At 63.4% G+C, this 18632-nt stretch carries 18 protein-coding genes and 3 pseudogenes; 13 read left to right on the top strand and 8 right to left on the bottom strand.

Annotation, left to right across the window (positions count from 1 at the left end):
* Positions 1 to 175: 175 nt before the first annotated feature.
* Genes ON29_RS15510 through ON29_RS15500 form a run of 3 tightly spaced genes read right to left on the bottom strand, consistent with a single transcriptional unit; the run spans position 176 to position 3018 of the window.
* Positions 176 to 616 carry an NUDIX hydrolase gene (locus ON29_RS15510; protein WP_040866980.1) on the bottom strand — a complete coding sequence of 147 codons (441 nt, stop codon included), beginning with the start codon at positions 614 to 616 and terminating at the stop codon, positions 176 to 178.
* A gap of 6 nt (positions 617 to 622) precedes the next feature.
* Positions 623 to 1876: a DegT/DnrJ/EryC1/StrS family aminotransferase gene (locus ON29_RS15505; RefSeq protein ID WP_040866979.1), complete on the bottom strand. Its 1254-nt coding sequence runs from the start codon at positions 1874 to 1876 to the stop codon at positions 623 to 625.
* Positions 1873 to 3018, bottom strand: a complete 1146-nt coding sequence (locus ON29_RS15500; RefSeq protein ID WP_245548970.1) for a Gfo/Idh/MocA family protein — start codon at positions 3016 to 3018, stop codon at positions 1873 to 1875. Before ON29_RS15500 ends, ON29_RS15505 begins: the two co-directional genes overlap by 4 nt.
* A 133-nt stretch (positions 3019 to 3151) precedes the next feature.
* Here ON29_RS15500 and ON29_RS15495 point away from each other — a divergent pair, with 133 nt between their 5' ends.
* The 8 genes and pseudogenes from ON29_RS15495 to ON29_RS34745 all read left to right on the top strand — a co-directional run bounded on the left by ON29_RS15495 (position 3152) and on the right by ON29_RS34745 (position 8888).
* Entirely contained in the window at positions 3152 to 4456 is a 1305-nt protein-coding gene (locus ON29_RS15495; RefSeq protein WP_040866978.1) for an NsdA family TPR-like regulatory protein, read from the top strand.
* The gene (locus tag ON29_RS15490; RefSeq protein WP_040866977.1) at positions 4453 to 5334 is read left to right on the top strand and encodes a phosphotransferase enzyme family protein; all 882 of its coding nucleotides are present in this window, start codon (positions 4453 to 4455) and stop codon (positions 5332 to 5334) included. The genes ON29_RS15495 and ON29_RS15490 overlap by 4 nt, the downstream gene beginning before the upstream one ends.
* A gap of 118 nt (positions 5335 to 5452) precedes the next feature.
* Positions 5453 to 5761, top strand: a pseudogene (locus tag ON29_RS37770) (type IV secretory system conjugative DNA transfer family protein); the annotation flags it as partial.
* Positions 5762 to 6156: 395 nt separating this feature from the next.
* Positions 6157 to 6471, top strand: a complete 315-nt coding sequence (locus ON29_RS15485; protein WP_040866976.1) for a WXG100 family type VII secretion target — start codon at positions 6157 to 6159, stop codon at positions 6469 to 6471.
* Between the two features lie 2 nt (positions 6472 to 6473).
* Complete coding sequence (locus tag ON29_RS15480; RefSeq protein WP_040866975.1) at positions 6474 to 6770, top strand: WXG100 family type VII secretion target; 297 nt, start codon at positions 6474 to 6476, stop codon at positions 6768 to 6770.
* A complete protein-coding gene (locus ON29_RS15475) occupies positions 6770 to 8179 on the top strand; it encodes a WXG100-like domain-containing protein (RefSeq protein ID WP_040867011.1) in 1410 nt (469 codons plus the stop codon). Before ON29_RS15480 ends, ON29_RS15475 begins: the two co-directional genes overlap by 1 nt.
* Positions 8176 to 8457 carry a hypothetical protein gene (locus ON29_RS34750; protein ID WP_083863544.1) on the top strand — a complete coding sequence of 94 codons (282 nt, stop codon included), beginning with the start codon at positions 8176 to 8178 and terminating at the stop codon, positions 8455 to 8457. Before ON29_RS15475 ends, ON29_RS34750 begins: the two co-directional genes overlap by 4 nt.
* Positions 8457 to 8888 (top strand): YbaB/EbfC family nucleoid-associated protein, encoded by a 432-nt coding sequence (locus ON29_RS34745; protein WP_083863543.1) that lies wholly within the window; start codon positions 8457 to 8459, stop codon positions 8886 to 8888. The genes ON29_RS34750 and ON29_RS34745 overlap by 1 nt, the downstream gene beginning before the upstream one ends.
* 230 nt (positions 8889 to 9118) lie before the next feature.
* Here ON29_RS34745 and ON29_RS15460 read toward each other — a convergent pair whose 3' ends face one another.
* A complete protein-coding gene (locus ON29_RS15460) occupies positions 9119 to 9379 on the bottom strand; it encodes a helix-turn-helix domain-containing protein (protein WP_040866972.1) in 261 nt (86 codons plus the stop codon).
* 261 nt (positions 9380 to 9640) lie between these two features.
* Between ON29_RS15460 and ON29_RS15455 the strand changes: the two genes are divergently transcribed.
* From ON29_RS15455 to ON29_RS37085, 4 genes and pseudogenes are all read left to right on the top strand, one after another.
* Positions 9641 to 10087 carry a hypothetical protein gene (locus tag ON29_RS15455; protein ID WP_157172800.1) on the top strand — a complete coding sequence of 149 codons (447 nt, stop codon included), beginning with the start codon at positions 9641 to 9643 and terminating at the stop codon, positions 10085 to 10087.
* Entirely contained in the window at positions 10087 to 11247 is a 1161-nt protein-coding gene (locus tag ON29_RS15450) for a tyrosine-type recombinase/integrase (protein WP_083863540.1), read from the top strand. Before ON29_RS15455 ends, ON29_RS15450 begins: the two co-directional genes overlap by 1 nt.
* Positions 11248 to 11591: 344 nt before the next feature.
* Positions 11592 to 11765: pseudogene (locus tag ON29_RS37090) on the top strand (transposase); the annotation flags it as partial.
* Between the two features lie 90 nt (positions 11766 to 11855).
* Positions 11856 to 11978: pseudogene (locus ON29_RS37085) on the top strand (helicase HerA-like domain-containing protein); the annotation flags it as partial.
* A 416-nt stretch (positions 11979 to 12394) separates the two neighbouring features.
* Here ON29_RS37085 and ON29_RS35875 read toward each other — a convergent pair.
* The 4 genes from ON29_RS35875 to ON29_RS35860 are packed head-to-tail and all read right to left on the bottom strand — an operon-like array spanning position 12395 to position 16410.
* Complete coding sequence (locus ON29_RS35875) at positions 12395 to 12694, bottom strand: hypothetical protein (RefSeq protein WP_217999179.1); 300 nt, start codon at positions 12692 to 12694, stop codon at positions 12395 to 12397.
* A gap of 59 nt (positions 12695 to 12753) precedes the next feature.
* Entirely contained in the window at positions 12754 to 14808 is a 2055-nt protein-coding gene (locus ON29_RS35870) for a DNA recombination protein RecN (RefSeq protein WP_157172798.1), read from the bottom strand.
* The gene (locus ON29_RS35865; protein ID WP_157172797.1) at positions 14795 to 15418 is read right to left on the bottom strand and encodes a hypothetical protein; all 624 of its coding nucleotides are present in this window, start codon (positions 15416 to 15418) and stop codon (positions 14795 to 14797) included. The genes ON29_RS35870 and ON29_RS35865 overlap by 14 nt, the downstream gene beginning before the upstream one ends.
* On the bottom strand, positions 15415 to 16410 hold the full coding sequence (locus ON29_RS35860) for a hypothetical protein (RefSeq protein ID WP_157172796.1): 996 nt from the start codon (positions 16408 to 16410) through the stop codon (positions 15415 to 15417). Before ON29_RS35860 ends, ON29_RS35865 begins: the two co-directional genes overlap by 4 nt.
* Before the next feature lie 1435 nt (positions 16411 to 17845).
* On the opposite strand from ON29_RS35860, the gene ON29_RS15435 reads away from it, so the two are divergent.
* On the top strand, positions 17846 to 18631 hold the full coding sequence (locus ON29_RS15435; RefSeq protein WP_040866968.1) for a hypothetical protein: 786 nt from the start codon (positions 17846 to 17848) through the stop codon (positions 18629 to 18631).
* Position 18632: the final 1 nt, after the last annotated feature.

Raw genomic sequence — 18632 nt, 5'->3', positions numbered from 1 at the left:
TGCCTTTGCCCCCTCCCCGTCGCCGACAGGCACCAGGACGTTACGCCCACCACGCCTCGGCCGCGACCCAGAACTGCACCATCAACATAGCCCGCTCCGTTTCGGGAGCGGGCTATTGACATTGCGGAGGCTTTCAGTTCTATCCGTCGGTGCGGGGCCGAATCGATTGTGCCCGTCAGCTCTCCCGGTACCGCGCCAGAACCTGCCTTACGGCATCCGTGACAGGCGGTTCCTCGGCCAGACTGGTCCAGGTGTATGCGTCGTGTTCGGTCAGTTTCACAGGCTCGGCATGACCGACCTCGACGGCGAAGTTGAACTGTCGGCTTTTCTTACCGCTGCCGGACTGGTAGTCGAACTCGCCGAGGTAGTTCGTGATGGCGGTGACGTCGAGGCCGGTCTCTTCCTTGACTTCCCGGATCAGGGCTTGGTCGATGGCTTCACCCGGATCGGCCTTGCCGCTCGGAAGTTCCCAGATTCCACCCATGAAATCTTCGGCGGGGCGTTGCAGCAGAAGGACTTTGCCGCCGTGCTGGACGACGGCACCGACGACGAGTTGTTGTACCTCGTCCCGGTCGGCTTCCAGAGTCAACTTCTCCAGCAGTGTTGTCTCGATCATCGAGCCCTATCCTTTCAGGTCCGCGTGGTGGGTGATCACTTTGTAGAGCGCTTCGATGTAGCGGTCGACGAGCGGCAGGTCCTCGTCTCGATGCCAAACGGGGAGCTTGAGAGTTGCGTGGTGCAGCGCTTCGGCCCGCGGGTAGTCACCGGGGGCGTAGGCCAGCTTGCCAGTGAAGGCCGGGAACAGTGGCCCTGGCTCTTGGAAGAGCGGCAGGTGATTGAGGGGGCAGGTTGATCCTGGCCGGTCGAACTCGCTGCAGCCCTCGGCCTGCAAGGCGGCGTGGAAGCGCTCGACCGGCACGTCATCGAAGAATTCACTGTCGTAGCGAATCGTGAATCCGTACCAGGCTGGTCGCGTCTGCGCTTCGTGCCAAGAGACAGTCAGACCCGGCTCTCGTTGAAGTTCATCGTGGATGTACCCGGCGATGCGCTGACGCCCTGTGAGGTAGTCATCCAGACGTGAAAGCTGTTCCAGCGCACAGGCTGCGGCCAGCGGGTGAATGCGATGCTTGAGCCCCATTCCCGTCACGGCGTAGCGACTAAGGATGGAACGCGCTGGGATTTCGTTTCGGCAACGCTTGTTGTACTGGCCGTGCAGCAAGACGCGGTGGTACACCTCCTCGTCATCGGTGAGAACGAATCCGCCCTCCCCTGCCGACAGCGGTTTCGGCCCGTTCATGCTGAAAGCGGCAGCCCGCCCGAACGTGCCGAGCTTCTGCTCACCGATGCTTGCCCCGTGAGCATGGGAAGCGTCTTCGAGCAGCAGCACGCCATGAGCATCCGCCACGGCTTTCAGGCGTCGAACCTGAGCTGGCATCCCCCACATATGCGTTACCACAATGGCTTTGGTGCGTCCGGTGAGGCGTCGCGGCACGTCGGCCGGATCGAGGTTGCCGCTGGTGTCGCAATCGGCTAGGACAGGGGTCGCGCCCAGGTGCAGCAGTGGTGTGGCGGTGGCGAAGAAGGTGTAGGCGGGCACAATCACCTCGTCACCTGGCCCGATTCCGCAGGCAGCGTACATCGAATACAGCGCAGCGGTGCCTGAGCTGGTGAGGATGGCGTAGCGGGCACCGAAGTAGTGCTGAAGTGCGTCTTCGAGTCGGGCGATGACACCGGAGCGGTCGTAGATCGAGATGCCCTCATCGAGCTGATCGAGGATGGCGATGCTGGTGGCCTCGGTCAGTGGCGGCCATGAAAAATGCGGCGCTGCCTCAGCTATGACGGGTGGGCCGCCGAGCAGCGCCAGTGGTGAGGTCACAACAGCTCCTTGGGATTGACGTGGGTGTGGGTGCGGGCGGCCTCGTAGCAGGCGGCGACGAAGGCCATGTGAGCGAGGTTCTCGGCGGGACCGCTGAGGTTGGGGCGGGTGCCGTCGATGACGCGGTGGAAGTAGTCGATCTGGCAGGCTGCGGCTGAGGGCCAGGCTTGTTCACGATGCAGCGACTCGATGACCTCGCCGCTGTTGGTGAGTCGGCGGATGCGGCCACGTTCCAGATGCACGACGCCGTCGGACCCGACGAGCCGGATCTCTTCGGTCTTCGGCCCGATGAACCGCGAGAGCAGCAACGAGCCGTAGAGGCCGCTGTCGTACGAGAAGTGAATAAGCGCAGTGTCTTCGGCGTCGTAACGCCGGTCCGGTCGCGCGCCGACCGACAGCTCGCCTGTCATGCTGTCGGGCAATCCGAAGTACCACAGGAGCAGGTCGATGAGGTGGTAGCCCATGTCGATCACGCAGCCACCGCCCGCCTTGGCGGTCTGCCCGCGCCAACCCTCAGAAGGGTCATCGACATGCACCGTGTAGCGGGCGTCGATCAGAAACGGGGTGCCGATCTGATCAGCGAGCTGCGGGAAGCTCGTATAGATCGGATTGAATCGCCGTTGCAGCGTGACCATCAGCTTGATGCCGGATCGTTCGCACAACTCCGCCAGTTCGATCGCCTCAATCAAGTCGGTGGCGAACGGCTTCTCCTTGAGGACGTGGACCTTGTGCTCCGCGGCAGACTCGATCACCGCCCGGCCGACATCATGCGGCACGCAGACCACTACAAGGTCAAGGGCCTCGGCTTCGAACATTTCGCGGTAATCGGCGAAGCCAGGCACCTGATGCAGTGTTTCCTGCTCGCGCACGACACTCGCGTCCTCATCACAGACGGCGGCCAGCTCGACGTGGTGCGAGGCCACAAGTGCTGGTAGGTGATCGTTGATTGCTTGGCGCCCGAGGCCCACTACACCGGCTCGCAGTGTTGTGCTGCGGTCAGCGACACGGCGCGATGTGCGCCATCCGGATTCAATGTCCGGGCGGGCGATGCGCGACAGCGGTGCTGCACCGAGCGCGCCTCGGACCGATTCACAGTGTCTCATTCGATCCCCCAACTGATCGTTGTGCAGACGGCCCTGCATATCGGAGCCGTCGTCCCAGACTCACGCACGCGGCGCTTCTAGAAGAGGGCAAGTTGCGGGGCAGATCGTCTGCCCCGACCCAGCGCCGGTGCTGCTGGATAGACTGAACCGACCGATATCGGCGAGGGGACGCATGCAACCGAACGTGCAACTCCAGCAGCGACGGGAAGCCACACCGTCGCGGGTGACACCTGGTCAGGTAATGGGCCGCGCCGAGCTGGCGGAGGCCGTCAACGCCTACATCTGGCGCCAGCACGGTCAGCGGCGCGAACTCGATGCCCGCACCATCGCCCGCTACGAGCGTGGCGCTGTCCGCTGGCCCAACGGGCTCTACCGGGAAGCGTTCCGCGCCATCCTGCAGGCCACCGACAGTGAACTGGGCTTCATACCGGATCGACGGCGGCGCGAAGCGGCGCAGGCGGATAGCACGCTAGCAATAAACCTGTTCAGCCCATTCGATCCCGGTATCGGTCCTGCCGACTACATCGGCCGGTACTCCGACAACAAGCCGATCGGCCGTGTCGGCAGGACCGAGGTCATCGACGTGCAAACGGCAACACGCACCATCGCGTCGGCGGAGAACCTGCGTGGTGGCGGCTCGATCAGCCTTGTCGCGGGCAGACAACTTGGTTGCTTCATCCGGCTACTCGACGGAAAGGCATCGCCAGGGACCCGCCGGGCCCTACTCGAAGCGATTGGCAACTTCGGCAGCGTCGCCGGATATGCCGCGTTCGACATCGGTGACCACACGGCGGCCGAGCGGAGGTTCCGGCTCGCTCTGTGGTGCGCCGATACCGCCGGATCCTGGGAGCTGCGTGCCAGCGCGCTCGCCGACATGGCGCGCAAGATGGCATATATCGGCAACGCTGATGGCGGATTGTCGCTTATCGAGTTGGCGCAGGTGCGGTCTGACCGGCTGTCCGCCACAACCCGCGCCATGCTCAGTGCCCTACGCGCCCAATACTTGGCCGCCATGAAACGACCCGACGAAGCACTCTTCGAGGTGGCACGCGCCGACGAATACTTCGCCCAGCGCAGCCCCGCCACCGACGCTCCCTGGCTGTGCTTCTACGACGAGGCGGAGCACCTCGGCAGCACCGGCAAGGCACTGATCCCGATCGCACACACTCGGCACCGAATCGAATTGGCGGCACCCAGGATTCGGCAAGCCGTTGAGCTTCAGGCTGCGGAATACCCTCGTTCCCAAACGTTTTCGCTCACGCGACTGGCTACCTTGACCATGCAGCTTGGCGATCCGAAGGAAGCAGTGGCCCTTGGAATCCGTGCTGCCACACAGGCAGGCCAGCTTGATTCCCATCGCATCCACAACGAACTGCAGCGATTGGCCGCTGCTTCGTCACCTCATCGGCGAATGAGCGACGTCGTCGAACTACGCGAGGTCATCACCCGCCGATCTGCGGCGAAAGCAGCACTATGACCGCCACGACGGCATCTAAGGAAGTACTGGCGAGGGCCGCCCAACAAGCCGGGCTTGAGCTGCATCACCCGGAGGTGATCCGCGAAGGATCCCACGCCATTTACCGGGTTGGTGACATCGTCGCGCGGATCGGAAGGCGCGGCAGCCTGAAGGATGCCGAACGGGAGCTGCGAGTGTCGCAGTGGCTCAACAGTTCCGGCATCCAAACGGTGGAGGCGGTATCGGAGCTGCCTCAGCCGATAGTTGTCGACGGCCGACCCGTCACCTGGTGGCGCCTCATCCCGGACCATCGGCCAGCCACGCCTGCCGAGCTCGGAGCCATGCTCCGAGCACTCCATTCGTTGCCACCGCCGGCCGATTCCGACCTGCCGAGATACGACCCGTTCGGTGATCTTCCTGCCCGGTTGGCGACTGCGGGCACGGCGGACGACGGTGACCGAACGTGGCTGCTGACGCGCTACGACGAGCTACGCCAGCAATATGACAAGCTGCCGGATCCCCTACGGCTCGCGGTGGTTCATGGTGATGCCTGGCAAGGCAACCTGGTCGTGCCGCCGTCAGGTATTCCGACGGTGCTGGATCTCGACAAGGTGTCGCTTGGCCGACCGGAATGGGATCTCATTCAACTCGCGGTCGACTACACGGATTTCGCGCGAGTCCCCGAAGCTGACTACCTCTCTTTCGTGAATGCCTATGGCGGCTACGACGTCACGACATGGTCGTTCTTTCGCCTTTTCGCCGACATCCAGGAGCTTCGGTGGGTGGGTTTTGCCATCGGACAAGCCGGAGCCAGCGAGGCAGCTGCACAACAGGCAAAGCATCGGATTGAGTGCCTGCGCGGTGAGGTAACGCGGCCATGGCGGTGGGAGGCGCTATAAGCGGAGGCGGAGGGTTCGGTAGCCCCATCCTGGTGACACCGCTCACCACGCGTTGGACAACTGTCCGCCTCTACTCACGTTTCCACAGTCGTTCCCGATCCAGCTCATGTCGGAATTTGTGCTGCGCGAGAACAAAGTGTTGCTGGTGCCGTTAGGGCGTCATCGAGCCGGAGGCGGCGCAGTTACTCGGCGCGATCGTGCTCGCTGAGTTGTGGCAGGCGATCCGGGAACGGGCCGGCGGAGGACACCCGCACCCCGGTCATGGTCTACATCGACGAGGTGCAGGACTACCTACGGCTGCCGACCGACCTCGGCGACGCGCTCGCCACCGCGCGCAGCCTGCGCGCCGGGTTCCACATGGCGCACCAGTACCAGAAGAGAGCCCACGCCGATGCTGGACGCATTCCAAAATAACGCGTGTCGCCGCTGACCTGATCAAGCAGTTCGGCGAATCCGGCCTCTATCTCGTCCAGCGGCTGGCCGTAACGCTCGCGAGCCAGGCGGCGGATTTCGTTCAGGTCACTCGTCTCTGGCGGGGGCGGCAGCAGCGTGACACCGGAGGCAAACGGCTGGACGGTGTTATCCGCATCAAGTTCACGTAGACGTGGTGAGCGGCCAGCGCGCCGAAGTCCTCGGGTGCTTGCATGGGCGACCCTCCTGCAGGAGGGCAGGCGACTGACAGCCAGCGACCACTCGGCCGCTGCTCAGCAGCTCGGGGGCCTACCCGATTCTGAGTGCTGTGTGGGGATGGAACCAGCCGCGGGCGTCGTGCGTCCTATAGTCCAGAGGCGATCTGCAGATGTCGGTACGAGGGGAGATGGCATGTCCGATGAACTCCAGGTCGAGGTCGATCGCCTGCGCGATGCCTCGCGGTTCATCGCCGATAAGGCGCAGGTCATCCGGGATCGGATTACCCAACTCGACAATACGATCGGCAAAGAACTCCTTGCCGACGGCTGGCGTGGTAGAGCGGCATCGGCCTATGACGAGTCATGGGTCGAATGGAAGCGAGGCGCCGACGATATCGTCGCAGCACTCGAGACCTCGGCGACGAATCTCGCCGACGCCGCCAACCGGTATGAGCAGCGCGATACCACCAACCGTGATGCGATCACCCAATTGAGAAACCAGGTGTAGCCATGGCTGACGACTACAGCTATCGGGTCGACCTCCAGCAGCTCGACGACGCGATCACGATGATGGAGAAGTTCGGCAGAGAGGTCGAGGGCTGGTTACAGGAGGTCGATCAGCACATTGCCGATCTGCACCTGTCCTGGTCGAGCCAGGCAGCCCAAGCTCAGCAAGCCGCCCACGACCGATGGGTCGCCGGCGCGGCAGAGATGCGAGAAAACCTCGATGAACTACGTGAGGTAGCCCGCCGCGCCCACACCAGCTATACCGGAGTCGCTCAAACGAACTTGGGAATGTGGCCCTGATGGCCCCACCCACATTTCCCATAATTGTGTGTCGCCATCAGGAGTACCACTCGGCCGGTGAGTCTTTCGCTTCGATCCGAGACGGCAGCACCGAAGTTCACTCCGCGCTGGTCCGAACGCTGACCGGCTACGGCGGGATGGCCGGTACCGACGACGCAGGCCACGAATGGGCCAAGGCCTACGACGAGGCCGCAGGGATGGCCCTGCAGACCTCGGCCAAACTGGTGTCGGCGTGTGCACGCACCGGCGACCTTCTCACCGCAGGTGCCTACAACCACGCCTCTGGCGAGGCTGCCGCCAATCCCTCCTCGGTAACTCCGCCACCGACACCAACATTGGGTTTCGAGCCCTGTCTCGCGCTCTTCGTCCCATCATCCTCCGGGACCGCCGGGCCGGAGCCTTTTGGGTGGTCGCTGGTCAAAGCGGTGGCAGGGTTGGTGTGGCCCGACGGTCACCAAGACCAACTCAGAGCCGCCAAGACAGTCTGGTACGACGCGGCCGCCGCACTCGCCGACTCCGCCGCTCCGATCACCTACGCAGTTGGCATGCTGGAAAATCAGCAATCACCGGAGATCCCCAACGCTGTCCGTACCTGCAACGAGATGGGCGTCGACCTCGGCCAGTTGGCAGCCTCGTTCCGGTCGATCGGCGATGCGTGCGGTGAGTACGCGCAACATCTCGATGACGCTCACCACGAGATCCTCGACGAGCTCCGCAAGATGCTCATCGAAACCGCGGCTGTCGAAGCGGCCATCCAGGTCGGAGCGTTCTTCACCGCCGGACTGTCCGAACTGGGCAACGTCGGTGTTGTCGCGCGAATCAGCATGTACACCGCGCGGATCGGCAGAATCATCACCGAACTGGCCACCAAAGCCGCCGCGGTCGCTCGGCGGGTAACCGGTGCTATCGGCACCACGCTCAAGGCTATGTTTTCCCGACTCGGGCGGTGGCTCGACCAGGCAGTGGCCAAGATCTGGCGCAGCGGTGAAGCCGCGCCCCAACTGTTCTCCCGCAGCGCCGCACGCACCAACATCGAAGTCCTGGAAAAGGGCGACAACCTGGTCCCGATGACCGAGGACGCAGTCAGATCGCTCGCCGAGCGCGCTGGGATCGACCTGACCGGAGTAGAGATCGTCGTCGCCAGAGACGCCGAAACCGCCCGCTACTTCGATTACTGGGACGCGTGCGCGCAGACTCCGCATGAATTGGGCGGACGCCAGATCATCTTCGGCCCAGCCTCATTCATGGACGAGGAAACCATGGTCGCCACCATCGCGCACGAAGTGACCCATACCCGACAAATCCGTGAAGGGTTGACGATCAACTCCCAGACCCTGCGCGATGTCGAAGCCGAAGCCTACGCCAGCGAAGCCGGCCCCCTCGCCCGATTCAGAGGAGCGCAGCGATGACGCCCGTCGATTTCACAGTCACCCACCTCTGGGACCTGCCACACCGCGGCGGCCTCCTGGTGACCGGCCGACTCACCTCCGGAACCGTCGGCCCTGGAGACGTCCTCCAGGACTCCGCCAGCGGAGCCACCGTGCGAATACTCGGTCTCGAGTTCCACGGCAGCCGTGAACCAGGAGAATTCACCCTCGTTGTGGACCGGCGCGACGCTGATCACGTTCGAATCGGTCAACGACTGGTCGACCCTACCAACACTCCACGACAAGGCACCGAGAACTGATGGCCGATCTGCAGCATTGGGAGCAGCAACTCCAGCACGAACTCGCCGAACTCCGCCGCAACGGCCAGCGCGCAGCTCGAGCCATCGAGGCCGTGCGGGGCCGCTGCGAAGCGCACGGCGTAACCATCGAAGTCAACGTGAAAGGCGATATCACTAGCCTGCACATAGCGCCAGGCGCGATGCGATGGTCCAGTACGCAGCTAACCAATACCCTGATGGAGTGCCACCAAAAGGCACAAGCGGACGCGGCAGCCAAAGCCAAAAGAGTAGCCCACCCGGTTGATCCTCGGATCAAAGCCCAGCTACAACAGTTACGGAACGTGACTGAGGCCGAGCCGACTGAACGACGCCCAGCGATGACTGAAGCAGAAATCCAAGCCGCCGACGACGCATACTTCGAGCGCATGAACCGCCAGGGCTGGCCCACGTAAGGGCATAGCCACACCAAGATCCGAGGAGACCACGCGTCACTGCCCAGACTGCTGCTCGCGCCGCATACGTCGGGTCCCGGAAGGACTCACCATCTTCGACCGCAACACGCCGCATAGCTCATCGCCAACGCGGTCGCGTCACCGCGACAAGCATCCTCTCACTGCCGTCCTCGAACGCGCTGAAAAGCCGACGGCAGGGCGCTGTGGTCAGCATGGTCGGTCTGGGACTGCTATGTCAGATCGTCGGCGGGGATGGGCAGCTCGTCCATCAGCCGTCCCGGGGTTGTCTGCAGACCCGCAGCAAACTTCATGATGTTCTCGACCCGTGGACTGCGTTGCCCGCGTTCGACCTGACCGAGATATGTCCAATGGACGCCGCAGGCATGGGCGGCGGCCTCCTGGCTCCAGCCCAGTTCGGTGCGACGGGCGCGCAGCCGTGCCCCGAACGCCGCAGCGGTCGGATTGAGCGCGGGCTTGCCTGGCCTGGACATGTACGCCCAAGCACATACGTCCCACGCGTATTGATCCAGAGCGTAATCGTCCTATCCACTTCCATCCCATGCGTAACCGTCCTATAATCCTCGACCGCGGCCACACGCACCTCGACGAGAGTTCTTCGTGTGGGCGCCTTCTCGACTCACCGCCCTCCTGCGGCGACTTCTTGGCAACCTTGCAGTAGATGCACGTCCGTTCCCGACGACGAGATCGGAGCTCGAGATGCACACAGTGGGCGCCGCCCCCGAGGAGGCTGCGTGACACCCATCGCCCGGCCCCCAGGCGCGATCGCAGTTGCGGTGCGGCCGGTGATCTCGCCGATCCCACTGCCGGATTTGGCTGCATTGGCACCGATCCGTGGCGAGCGCCAGCACTATGCCGTATCCAGGATGAACACCCATGGTCGCGTCTGCATGAAACGGATGTTCGACGAACTTGGCTGGTCTGATCTGCGCTCACTGGCTGCTACTGTCAACGCCGGGACGGTCGTCTTCACCGCAGGTCCGACGCCGCGATCGGTGACCGCCCGCGACGGCTGGGTATTCCTGCCGATCGACATCCGCCGAGGGTGCCTGTTGAATCCCGGCGACGATGTGCTGCTGGTCGGGTCCGTGACTCGGTCATCGGTTTGTATCTATCCCCCGCACCTACTCGCGGCCATCCTCGCGGCTCACGGCGGTGAAGCGACGGAGGTGTCGAGGTGATGGATGAGTCTGCGCTGGCTGCTGCGCGTCTGCTTCTCAACCAGCTCGGTGTTCGCCCTGAACACCTCCTCGATACCGCAAACACAACGAGCTCACCGCATTCCAACGCGCTGACCAGTGCCACGCCAACACTGGCCGGCAAGCCGACGGCCCAGACGGTGCCGACCTTCGCTGCCTACGTGGCATTGGTCGAGGCAGCCGCGTCTGCGGGTTCGCGGCGGAACTATGGGCCGTACTGGCGGCGGCTTGTCCAGGCATGGGGCGATCGGTTGATCACCGAACCCACCGCCCTCGAGATCCAGGCCTTGACCGAACACACCAAACAACACGCAGTGGTGCGACGCAACTCCCGCGGCGGACGAAGCGCTCAAGAGCACATGCTCGCCGCGATCCGGCGGGTCTACCGCCACGCCCACAACGACGGCTACCTCACCGACAACCCTGCCCTCCGCGTCCCCAAACCCCGACGCCTACCCAACACCCGCTACGCCCTCAACGACCAGCAACTCTCCGAAATCTTCCACACCGCGACCACCACCGGCAATGACCGCGAGCTCGACGCGCTCATCCTGCGCCTGCACATCGAAACCGCCTGCCGCCGCGGCGGAGCCCTCGCCCTCCGAATCCGCGACCTCGACCCGCACTACAGCCAGATCTACCTCCGCGAAAAGGGCGAAACCGCCCGTTGGCAACCGATCTCACCCACCCTCATGCACCACCTGCAAGACCACACCCGTCAACGCCCACCGCACCAGACCGCTCGGTCCGGCAAGCCGGAGGACGCATCCGTCTTGCGCTACCAAAATGGTCGACGCCTCACCGACCGCCGCTACGACAACCTCTGGAACCGTATCGGCGAACACCTCCCCTGGGTCGCCGCCTACAACGTCAGTGCTCACTGGCTGCGCCACACCACCCTCACATGGGTGGAACGCAACTTCGGCTACGCCGTCGCCCGCGCCTATGCCGGCCACACCGACAGCGCCAGTGACACCACACCCACCACCACCTACATCCGCGCCACCCACGAAGAAGTCGCCCGCGCACTCGCCGCACTCACCAACGAACCCCACCCCCTCGCCCGCGCATCCACACAAGCACCTACCCAATCCGCGATCCACAACCGGCACCCATGGTCCAACAGCACAGGTGCACGGTGAGTATCGGGCGAGCCGTCTACGCGGCTTTTCGTCATGAACCGGGTGGCCTGCCGGCCAAACTGTTTGGAGTACTCCAGATGCTGCTCGTGAGCGACACGCTAGGCAAGCCGCAGAGACGTGCGCAGCGTATCTCATCTACGGGTCGGCGCCGAATAGGAGCGGAGCCGCCACATCCAGGCAAGTTGGCCCCATCAATGGATGCTCCCTGGTTCCGCGGCGACCGTCTACCGATCCCAAATCGGCCCGATAGTGGCGTCCGAAAGCCGAAGGCGATCGCAGAGTCCATTGCGGCCTTGCGGAACGCTTCTGCGCGACGGGCCCAGCACCCGTCGGAGTGGGCCGCGATGCGGGCGGTCGCGGAACTGCTGGGAGTCATGCATCCGAAAACGGTCCGGACGTGGGTGCGTCAGGCCCAGATCGACGCCGGTAACCGCCCGGGCGTCACTTCTGACGAGTCCCCGGAGCTGAAATGGTTGCGGCAGGAGGACTCAGAACTTGAGTGCGCCAACGCAATTCTGATACTGCGGGGGCATACCACCCGCCGAGATGGAGGGCGCCCATTACGCTAAGAACCGAGCCCAGCAACCCACCAGGCTGTCACACCAGTAAGCCTCGACACCCTCAACCGGCACGGCTTCGTTGCCGGAGCAACCGGATCCGGCAAATCGCAAACCGTGCGCCATGTTCTCGAAGGCCTGCACGCCGCCAGCCTGCCGTGGCTGGCAAAATGACAAGGTCGAACTCGATAGGTGCCGTGGTAGACGCCTGCGGGGACGTCCCACGTCGTCAGTGTGTCGTCATGCAGCGCTCGGAGCAGCCAGCGCCCTGGCACTTGTTCAGCGAAAGTCCTGCCGCGTAGCCCCGCTGCGAACCCGTGACGACGCCAAATCCCCCTCGCCGTAGCGCAAACATCACCCGGCGCGCGGCTCAGTTGCGGCAACGGGAGGTACCGGCGGCCGAACGGCTTGGAACTCGACATCGGCAACGCTGTCGGCGAGCATCACCTACCGCCCGGTCGCCACGCAGGATCGGCACCGACGCGAGGGCGCGAATACGTAGGCCCGGTCCAGCAAGGAAGCGCCATGCTGTACCCAGACCGGGACGGCGCTCCGCGTCCGCTAGGTGTTGCGGGGCGGGACGTTCGTGATCAACACCAGGCGCGCTGCGGGCTGTGCCACCATCGCTCGTCTCGGAGCCATAGGTTGATGGCTGCGATGTTGATCATGGCCAGGTAGCGGACGGCGAGCTTGTCGAACCGTGTTGCTACCGTCCGGTTTTGTCGTCGAAAGTCTCTTTCATTCCTTCTTCTCCTGCGAGATTGGAGACGGAAAATCCTTGACCAGTCGATCGACGCCATCCAGCGATTGTGCGTGATCGCCAGCAGCGTATCCCGACGTCCCGATCCGACACCCGCGAAGAACGAGTAATGGAAGGCAAAGCCATCCACCGTGACTCCTGCCAGCAACTTAGCGTTTCCGCAGCCAACCGGTATTTCTTGTTGCATCGTCAGTCAATGGCATCATCAATCAGACCGTATGGAGGCACTGCGTGGTTGCGGGAGTAGCGGACTACCACGTCTTCTGCGACCAAGTCCGGTGGGCTGTTGTCCACGACGACCAACTGGGCGCCCGCGCCCGGTCCTGAAAGCCAGTCTTTGACGTGGCGATAGAAGTTTTCCACTAGGCGCGTATCAGCGAAATCGGGTTCATCCGGATGGGCTCCGTGGCCAAGGTTCTTCTGCGGGCTATCGATAATGAGCAGTCCAGGTGCACGGGCACCTGTTTCGTAGGCCACTTCCCACAGAGCCAGATACCATGCCAGGCTTATCAAAACCAGGCCGCCACTACTGGCCGCCGTATACGGAAGACCTCGCACATAGGGTGTCAGTCGCTCATCGAGCCTCGGGTCGCTGAGTTTTGGGTAGCCGATTGCTGCAAGGACTTCACCGAATCGAGCCGACAGTTGCTGTACGACAGCAGTTCGATCCGGGCGTGCAATGGTCGCTGACCGTTCCGCCCGTAGCCTGGCAGCTTGCCCCGCAAGCCGCTCTGCTACCTCTTCGGCTCGACGAACCCGTTCCCACAAACGCAGCCCCGCCGCCGCTTCTTGTTCTCGAAGTAGTGCGTCTGAACGTCGGCGGCCTAGATCATCACGAACTGCAAGGTAGGGGGCCGGCGTGTCAATTATTCTGTCGACCGCGGCCGATGCCATCTGTGCGGCAGAGTTCGCTATCTCCTGTGCTGACCGAAGTGCCGATAGATCCCGATCCAAACGATTCCAGTAGTCGTTCAGTTCGTCTAGGCGGCGAGTCGTGGCCTTGAGCTCCGCCTCGAGCACCGCAGTCGCACCGAAGCTCCTCCCACCGGTATCGCTGCCGACATCCTCGTGACCCGTTGTCGCCAATCCAACACTGGGGGCTCTCTGTGCACTGTCCCCGTCCGGCAGATTGTGCCCGCAGAGACTGCATGCCCCATCGACGATGACTGGGCCGTTCTCCAACTCGGACAGACATACAGGACAGACGCTGACCTGCAGCGGGTCGAATAGACGCTCTGCCTCTTTGAGGAACGTCAGCTTCTTCTTGTCGTCGGCATACTGGCCCCGAAGGGCAGCCAGCCGCTCCATCAGGCTCTCACGATTGCGGACACGTACAGCTGCGTCGCGGGCAGCTACCTGTGCTTCGGCCAAGGCCTGGCGTAGCTCGGTGATGCCTTCCCCTCGCGCCGTATGGCTGCGATCGAGTTGGGCGAGTTGAGCGCTTATCGCCTGGGCTTCACGCTTTGCTCTCTCTCGGTCGGTTTCGAGAACGAGTGGTCCCAGCGGATGCTCGTCCTGGACGATGGCGCGAAGGGCACTCGCGGCGCGGTCAGCTTCACGTGCGGCATCGGTTGCCATCTTCAGCCGCGACGCAAGATCGTTGCCGTCGGCGTCGTGGACATCGAACATGACATCGATGGTCTGCTGAAGCTTCTGGCGCACTACGAAGTTCGAGTGCTCGAAAAGCAGGTTCTTGCTGTCCAGGCGCTCGTTCGGCAGCCACATGACGCGAAATAGGTCACGAATGCTCAGCATCTGTGTTGCCGACTCTGGTTGCTTAGGCGACGTAGGAAGCTCCACATTGTCCAAACCGCATGCAGCCAAGAGAAATTGGGACAAGCCACTGGGCTCCGAAGTAGGCTCTATCGGAAGGCGCAGTTCGGTTGTATCGGTGAGACTATCGAGCGAAGCTTGCCAGACCGATGCGAACTTCGATGCGGGACCGGTAGCAGCTCGTTCGATGGTGACCGGTCGACCTGCGAGGCTCGTCTCCAAAAGTGCCGCGCGCACGGCTGCGAGCACTTCAGGATGTTGCGGATGCTCGGTGTCGCCCATGCAATACCGGACGAAGTCTATGACGGAGGTCTTTCCCGTCTGGCTAGGACCCGCGATTACCGACAGGGGGCGCCATGAGACGCGGTCACTGTCCCGGAAGTCCACCTGGTAGGAGCGACTCGTCGCAGCAAGACCGCCGAGTCGCAATTCGGCCAGCCGGATACCCCGATTCGCATCACTGGTGGCCACGGTGTCTCCTTCGGGTGTGTGCGGTGCGGGGTGTTGTTTCTGCAACGTCGTCGAATAGGTCGATCAACAACCACGACCGCCCCAACCAGGTCTCTGCGTTTTGGGTCAGCTGCCGGTCTGAAAGTCGTTTCAACCGTCGTAGCACCACTCCAGCGGCCTCTCGGTACGCCTCCGCATAGATGGAGGTCAGTCCGGCGGCCAACTCGCGGCCCGATGCGGTGAGTCCATAGCCCTGGCTATCGATGCGTACCAGTCCGTACGCGACCAACCGAGCCAGGTCGTGTTGGAGTCGTCGTCGCCGACTGACGAATCGCTGGCCGGTTGATGCGTAGGATAGTTGGCGGTCGCTGAATCCTGCCAGCCTCAGTGCAAGTCGATCAGCGGCATCGCGTTCGTCCTCGCCGGCAGTGACGACGAACGGATTCGCTGAGAAGAAGTCGTAGAACCCAAGACGGTCGACCGTACGGACGGGAACTTCTTCGATGTCAGCTGTCTCGAGCAGCAAGGTTAGTTGGGCAAGACGAAACACCTGTGAATCGTCGGGCCCGTCCGGTACGGCCGCGGACAGGGGCCGTGACTCGTGAAAACTTTCTCGTTCGGATTCGGTCACGATCCTCCGTCTTCTACCCCGGCAAGAATCGCTTTGGCCACCTCGCCTGCAGGTCGCCCTCGGTGAGATTCAGCGATGTCTCGCCAGTGGCGTACCCAGCCAGCACGCGAGTCTTCGACGAGACGGTGCACGATTCCCTTCCGATGCGCTGGTCTCAGTCGAAGCTCGTCTGGATCGGCACATGCCGCTGCGGCGAGCATTACGTCTTCGACGAGCCTGGCGATGCGGCCATCTGGATCGGCGGCGCCAACGCGAGCGTTGAAGTGTGTCTCCCACAGCGCATGCACCTCAAGATGTAACTCTTTCAACGCCGCAATACCGACCCGGTTGCCTCCCGATGCCAGATCTCGCGCCAATGCCTCCGCCGCAAAGAACAAGCCGCGCGCTGCATCCGTTTCTGCCATGCCAGCTTCTTCAAGCTGACGAACGAAGAGCGCGTCGTTGAATCCGCTGACGTCATCGTGGGTCTGGACTGGGCGGGAAACAGGTGATGTCGTCCCGTCGCCAAAAAAGGTCCGGTACACGACGTTGGCGTCTGGTTGCATGAGCTGCCGCCGTAGTTTCACGCCGTTCCACAGGGTTATCTTGACTTTGGTGCTACGGCTTTGGCGGGCCGCCCAGCCGTCCCACCACTTCTGCTCCGCGGGCCCAAGAACACATGGGACGCACAGTATCCAAGCGGCCAACCGGAACCCTTCGGCTTTGGCCTTCTCGTTCACCTGCTTGAACGAGTCTCGAACCTGCCCGCGCTGATCCTCACCGGTCCACGAGAGAAAGAACTTCGACTGCCAGACAACCACCGACTGATCCAGGCGACCGACGTAGGTATCGATCCCCCAGTCTCCGCCACCCGGTCCACTCACTTCGTCTGCCGCAGGATGGCGGAGAGCGATCAGCTCGGTGACGAGAGACTGGAACACCACACGAGCGCCAGCCACCGTCCCGGCGTTGAACTCCAGCTGACGGAACAGTACATCCGACGACGGCATCATAAGCACCACCACCCCACATGCACGACCCATAACCCTATTCGAGGAAGACGGGATCCGTGGGACTTCCGATGTAGTGAGCGATCGATCGCCGACTGACATGTCGGAGACTGACAACCTTGCGTGCAGTCAGGCACGAGGCCAGGCTCATAACCGGCGTGCGCAAAGCCGCACACCCACCGCGATCTCGCGACAAGAGGGAATCTGAGCGACAGATCGAGCGGCACACCAATCCGAACACGAGGACGACCCCAACTGGCGAGACTGTGGATTGCTCCTCTGTCAAGCAGTAGTTGGGGTTTTGGGCCGAGCGCCACCGGGCTCGAGCAAACCTTTCCTGCTGGGCTACCTCGTTGCCGCAACTCGCTGGTGAGGAGCAGCATTTCGTATCGAATGTGCCGTGACCACCAGCGACGGCTGCGACGTAGCATTGGTGAGGAACTGCGGGCGTCGGTCTCGGGCACCGGCGGCAGGTCGGTGTCCTCGTCCGCGGCGGTGTCCGAGTTGCTGGGCCTGGATCTGGCCAGCGCGGCGAGGATTTCGCCGACGTCGTCGGTGAGGCGATGCGGCAACTCGCCGAGCCCGACAGGTCCCCACCAGATTGGGCGTGGCGAGTGCCAGACGAGGACAGGCGCAGACTGCTGGACCGGCGCAGCCGAAGCAGCCAGGCGAGTTGATCGGCGGTGAGACTGTGCGCGCGAAGCACCACCAGGTGCCGGATCCGGTCGGCGCGGATCCAGGCCAGCACCGCCCGTGACGCCGGCTCGGTACTGGCCACCTGCTCCGGCGAGGTTGGTCGCAGGCAGCGGCCCAGCGCGGCCAGAGTGTCGGCGCCAGCGCGCCCCGGAAACCGTAATGGGCGTGGGATGCACAGTGAGCACCCCGCGGGCCGGGTCGTGCGCGGCCACGCACTTACGCGCCGAGTGTCGTGGCCGCGCGCGCGGCGAGCGCGGGGTTGCGGCCGCGACGCCGGGATGTCCACACTGAGGGAGACCCCCGCCGCACGGGCAGCGAGGGCTCCCTCAGCTAGTAGGGCTCGAGCGTGATCGACAAGGACCCCCGGGTCCACCGAACGGTCAATCGAAATCCACGCTTCACGAGCATCACCTCCTTCCTGGGGAATCGGGTACCGGACGTAGGACGCGCAGCCCGGCCAAGGTCATCGCGTCATGCGTTCATCACAGCCCAGGGCAACCCCTCCCAACAACCGGCCATGAGGGACGTTTCAGCGGTGCCCTCAAACCTGTTTCGGCATAGGCCAGTGACCTATAACGGCATATTCGACATACCGAATAAGCGGTTGACAGTACCCATTCGAGCCACCAAGAATTCTGCTCTGAACTGGTGATTCGGCATCAGTACATGACCCCAATAGCACAGGACCCCCGGACACCGGTGGTCCGCTCAAATGGGTCCGGCAATCTTCGAAAGGGATGTAATGGGTACACGGACGGTCACCGCCGACCGCCTCCTGCGCGACGCGGTCAAGCGCTCGGGCAGGCGATCCACAGTGCAGCTGCCCGGGCGGTTCGTGCGCAAGGTGGACCCGGATCAGACCCAGACCCCGCTGTCGGCGATGTTCGAGGGCGGCGAGGCCCCGATGAAGCTGTACCTCACCTTGGTGCTGCTCACCTGCGCGGAGCCCCACGACCTGCACGACAGGGTCGCCGATCACTACTGGGCCGAAATGCTCGGATACGAGGAGCAGGACCACACCCGCCTGATCGCCGGTGCCGGAACCAAGCGGATCAAGCGCGCCATGCGCAGACTGACCGACAGCGGGCCCACTGCGAACACACGCTGGGTCACTCGCGTGCGCGAGCCTGGCAAGGGCTACAAGATCGAGGTCACCCACCTGCCGCCCGGGCGGGCCCCGTACATCACTGTGCCGCTTGAGTTCTGGTCCCACGGCTGGATCGCGGTGATCTCCGCGCGTGCGTTGTTCGTCTACCTGATCCTTCGCCTGATCCTGGCAGGCAAGGACGACCACGTCGGCACCCACGTCAGCCGTTCCGATCGCCGCGAGTACCTGATCAAGGACGACACCTGGCAGCGCGGGATAATGGAACTCGAGGAACTGCGCCTGGTGCGCACCGAGATCGCCAAGGTCGTGCCGGACCGCTGGAGAAACGAGCGCATCCCCCGCAAGGTCGTCTACCTGAACAACGAGTACCTCAAGACCAACCGCGCCCCGACCCAACCCGTGGACCTGGACAACCGGTAGG

Source organism: Nocardia exalbida NBRC 100660, assembly GCF_000308575.1.
GTDB lineage: Bacteria > Actinomycetota > Actinomycetes > Mycobacteriales > Mycobacteriaceae > Nocardia > Nocardia exalbida.
Note: the sequence above shows the minus strand (reverse complement) of the source record. Positions and strands in the feature narration are given on the sequence as shown.

Coding starts and splice junctions, on each gene's coding strand:
- ON29_RS15510 (WP_040866980.1), bottom strand. CDS start 616: ATGATCGAGACAACACTGCTGGAGAAGTTGACTCTGGAAGCCGACCGG.
- ON29_RS15500 (WP_245548970.1), bottom strand. CDS start 3,018: ATGCAGGGCCGTCTGCACAACGATCAGTTGGGGGATCGAATGAGACAC.
- ON29_RS15495 (WP_040866978.1), top strand. CDS start 3,152: ATGCAACCGAACGTGCAACTCCAGCAGCGACGGGAAGCCACACCGTCG.
- ON29_RS15490 (WP_040866977.1), top strand. CDS start 4,453: ATGACCGCCACGACGGCATCTAAGGAAGTACTGGCGAGGGCCGCCCAA.
- ON29_RS15485 (WP_040866976.1), top strand. CDS start 6,157: ATGTCCGATGAACTCCAGGTCGAGGTCGATCGCCTGCGCGATGCCTCG.
- ON29_RS15480 (WP_040866975.1), top strand. CDS start 6,474: ATGGCTGACGACTACAGCTATCGGGTCGACCTCCAGCAGCTCGACGAC.
- ON29_RS15475 (WP_040867011.1), top strand. CDS start 6,770: ATGGCCCCACCCACATTTCCCATAATTGTGTGTCGCCATCAGGAGTAC.
- ON29_RS34750 (WP_083863544.1), top strand. CDS start 8,176: ATGACGCCCGTCGATTTCACAGTCACCCACCTCTGGGACCTGCCACAC.
- ON29_RS34745 (WP_083863543.1), top strand. CDS start 8,457: ATGGCCGATCTGCAGCATTGGGAGCAGCAACTCCAGCACGAACTCGCC.
- ON29_RS15460 (WP_040866972.1), bottom strand. CDS start 9,379: ATGTCCAGGCCAGGCAAGCCCGCGCTCAATCCGACCGCTGCGGCGTTC.
- ON29_RS15450 (WP_083863540.1), top strand. CDS start 10,087: ATGGATGAGTCTGCGCTGGCTGCTGCGCGTCTGCTTCTCAACCAGCTC.
- ON29_RS35860 (WP_157172796.1), bottom strand. CDS start 16,410: ATGATGCCGTCGTCGGATGTACTGTTCCGTCAGCTGGAGTTCAACGCC.
- ON29_RS15435 (WP_040866968.1), top strand. CDS start 17,846: ATGGGTACACGGACGGTCACCGCCGACCGCCTCCTGCGCGACGCGGTC.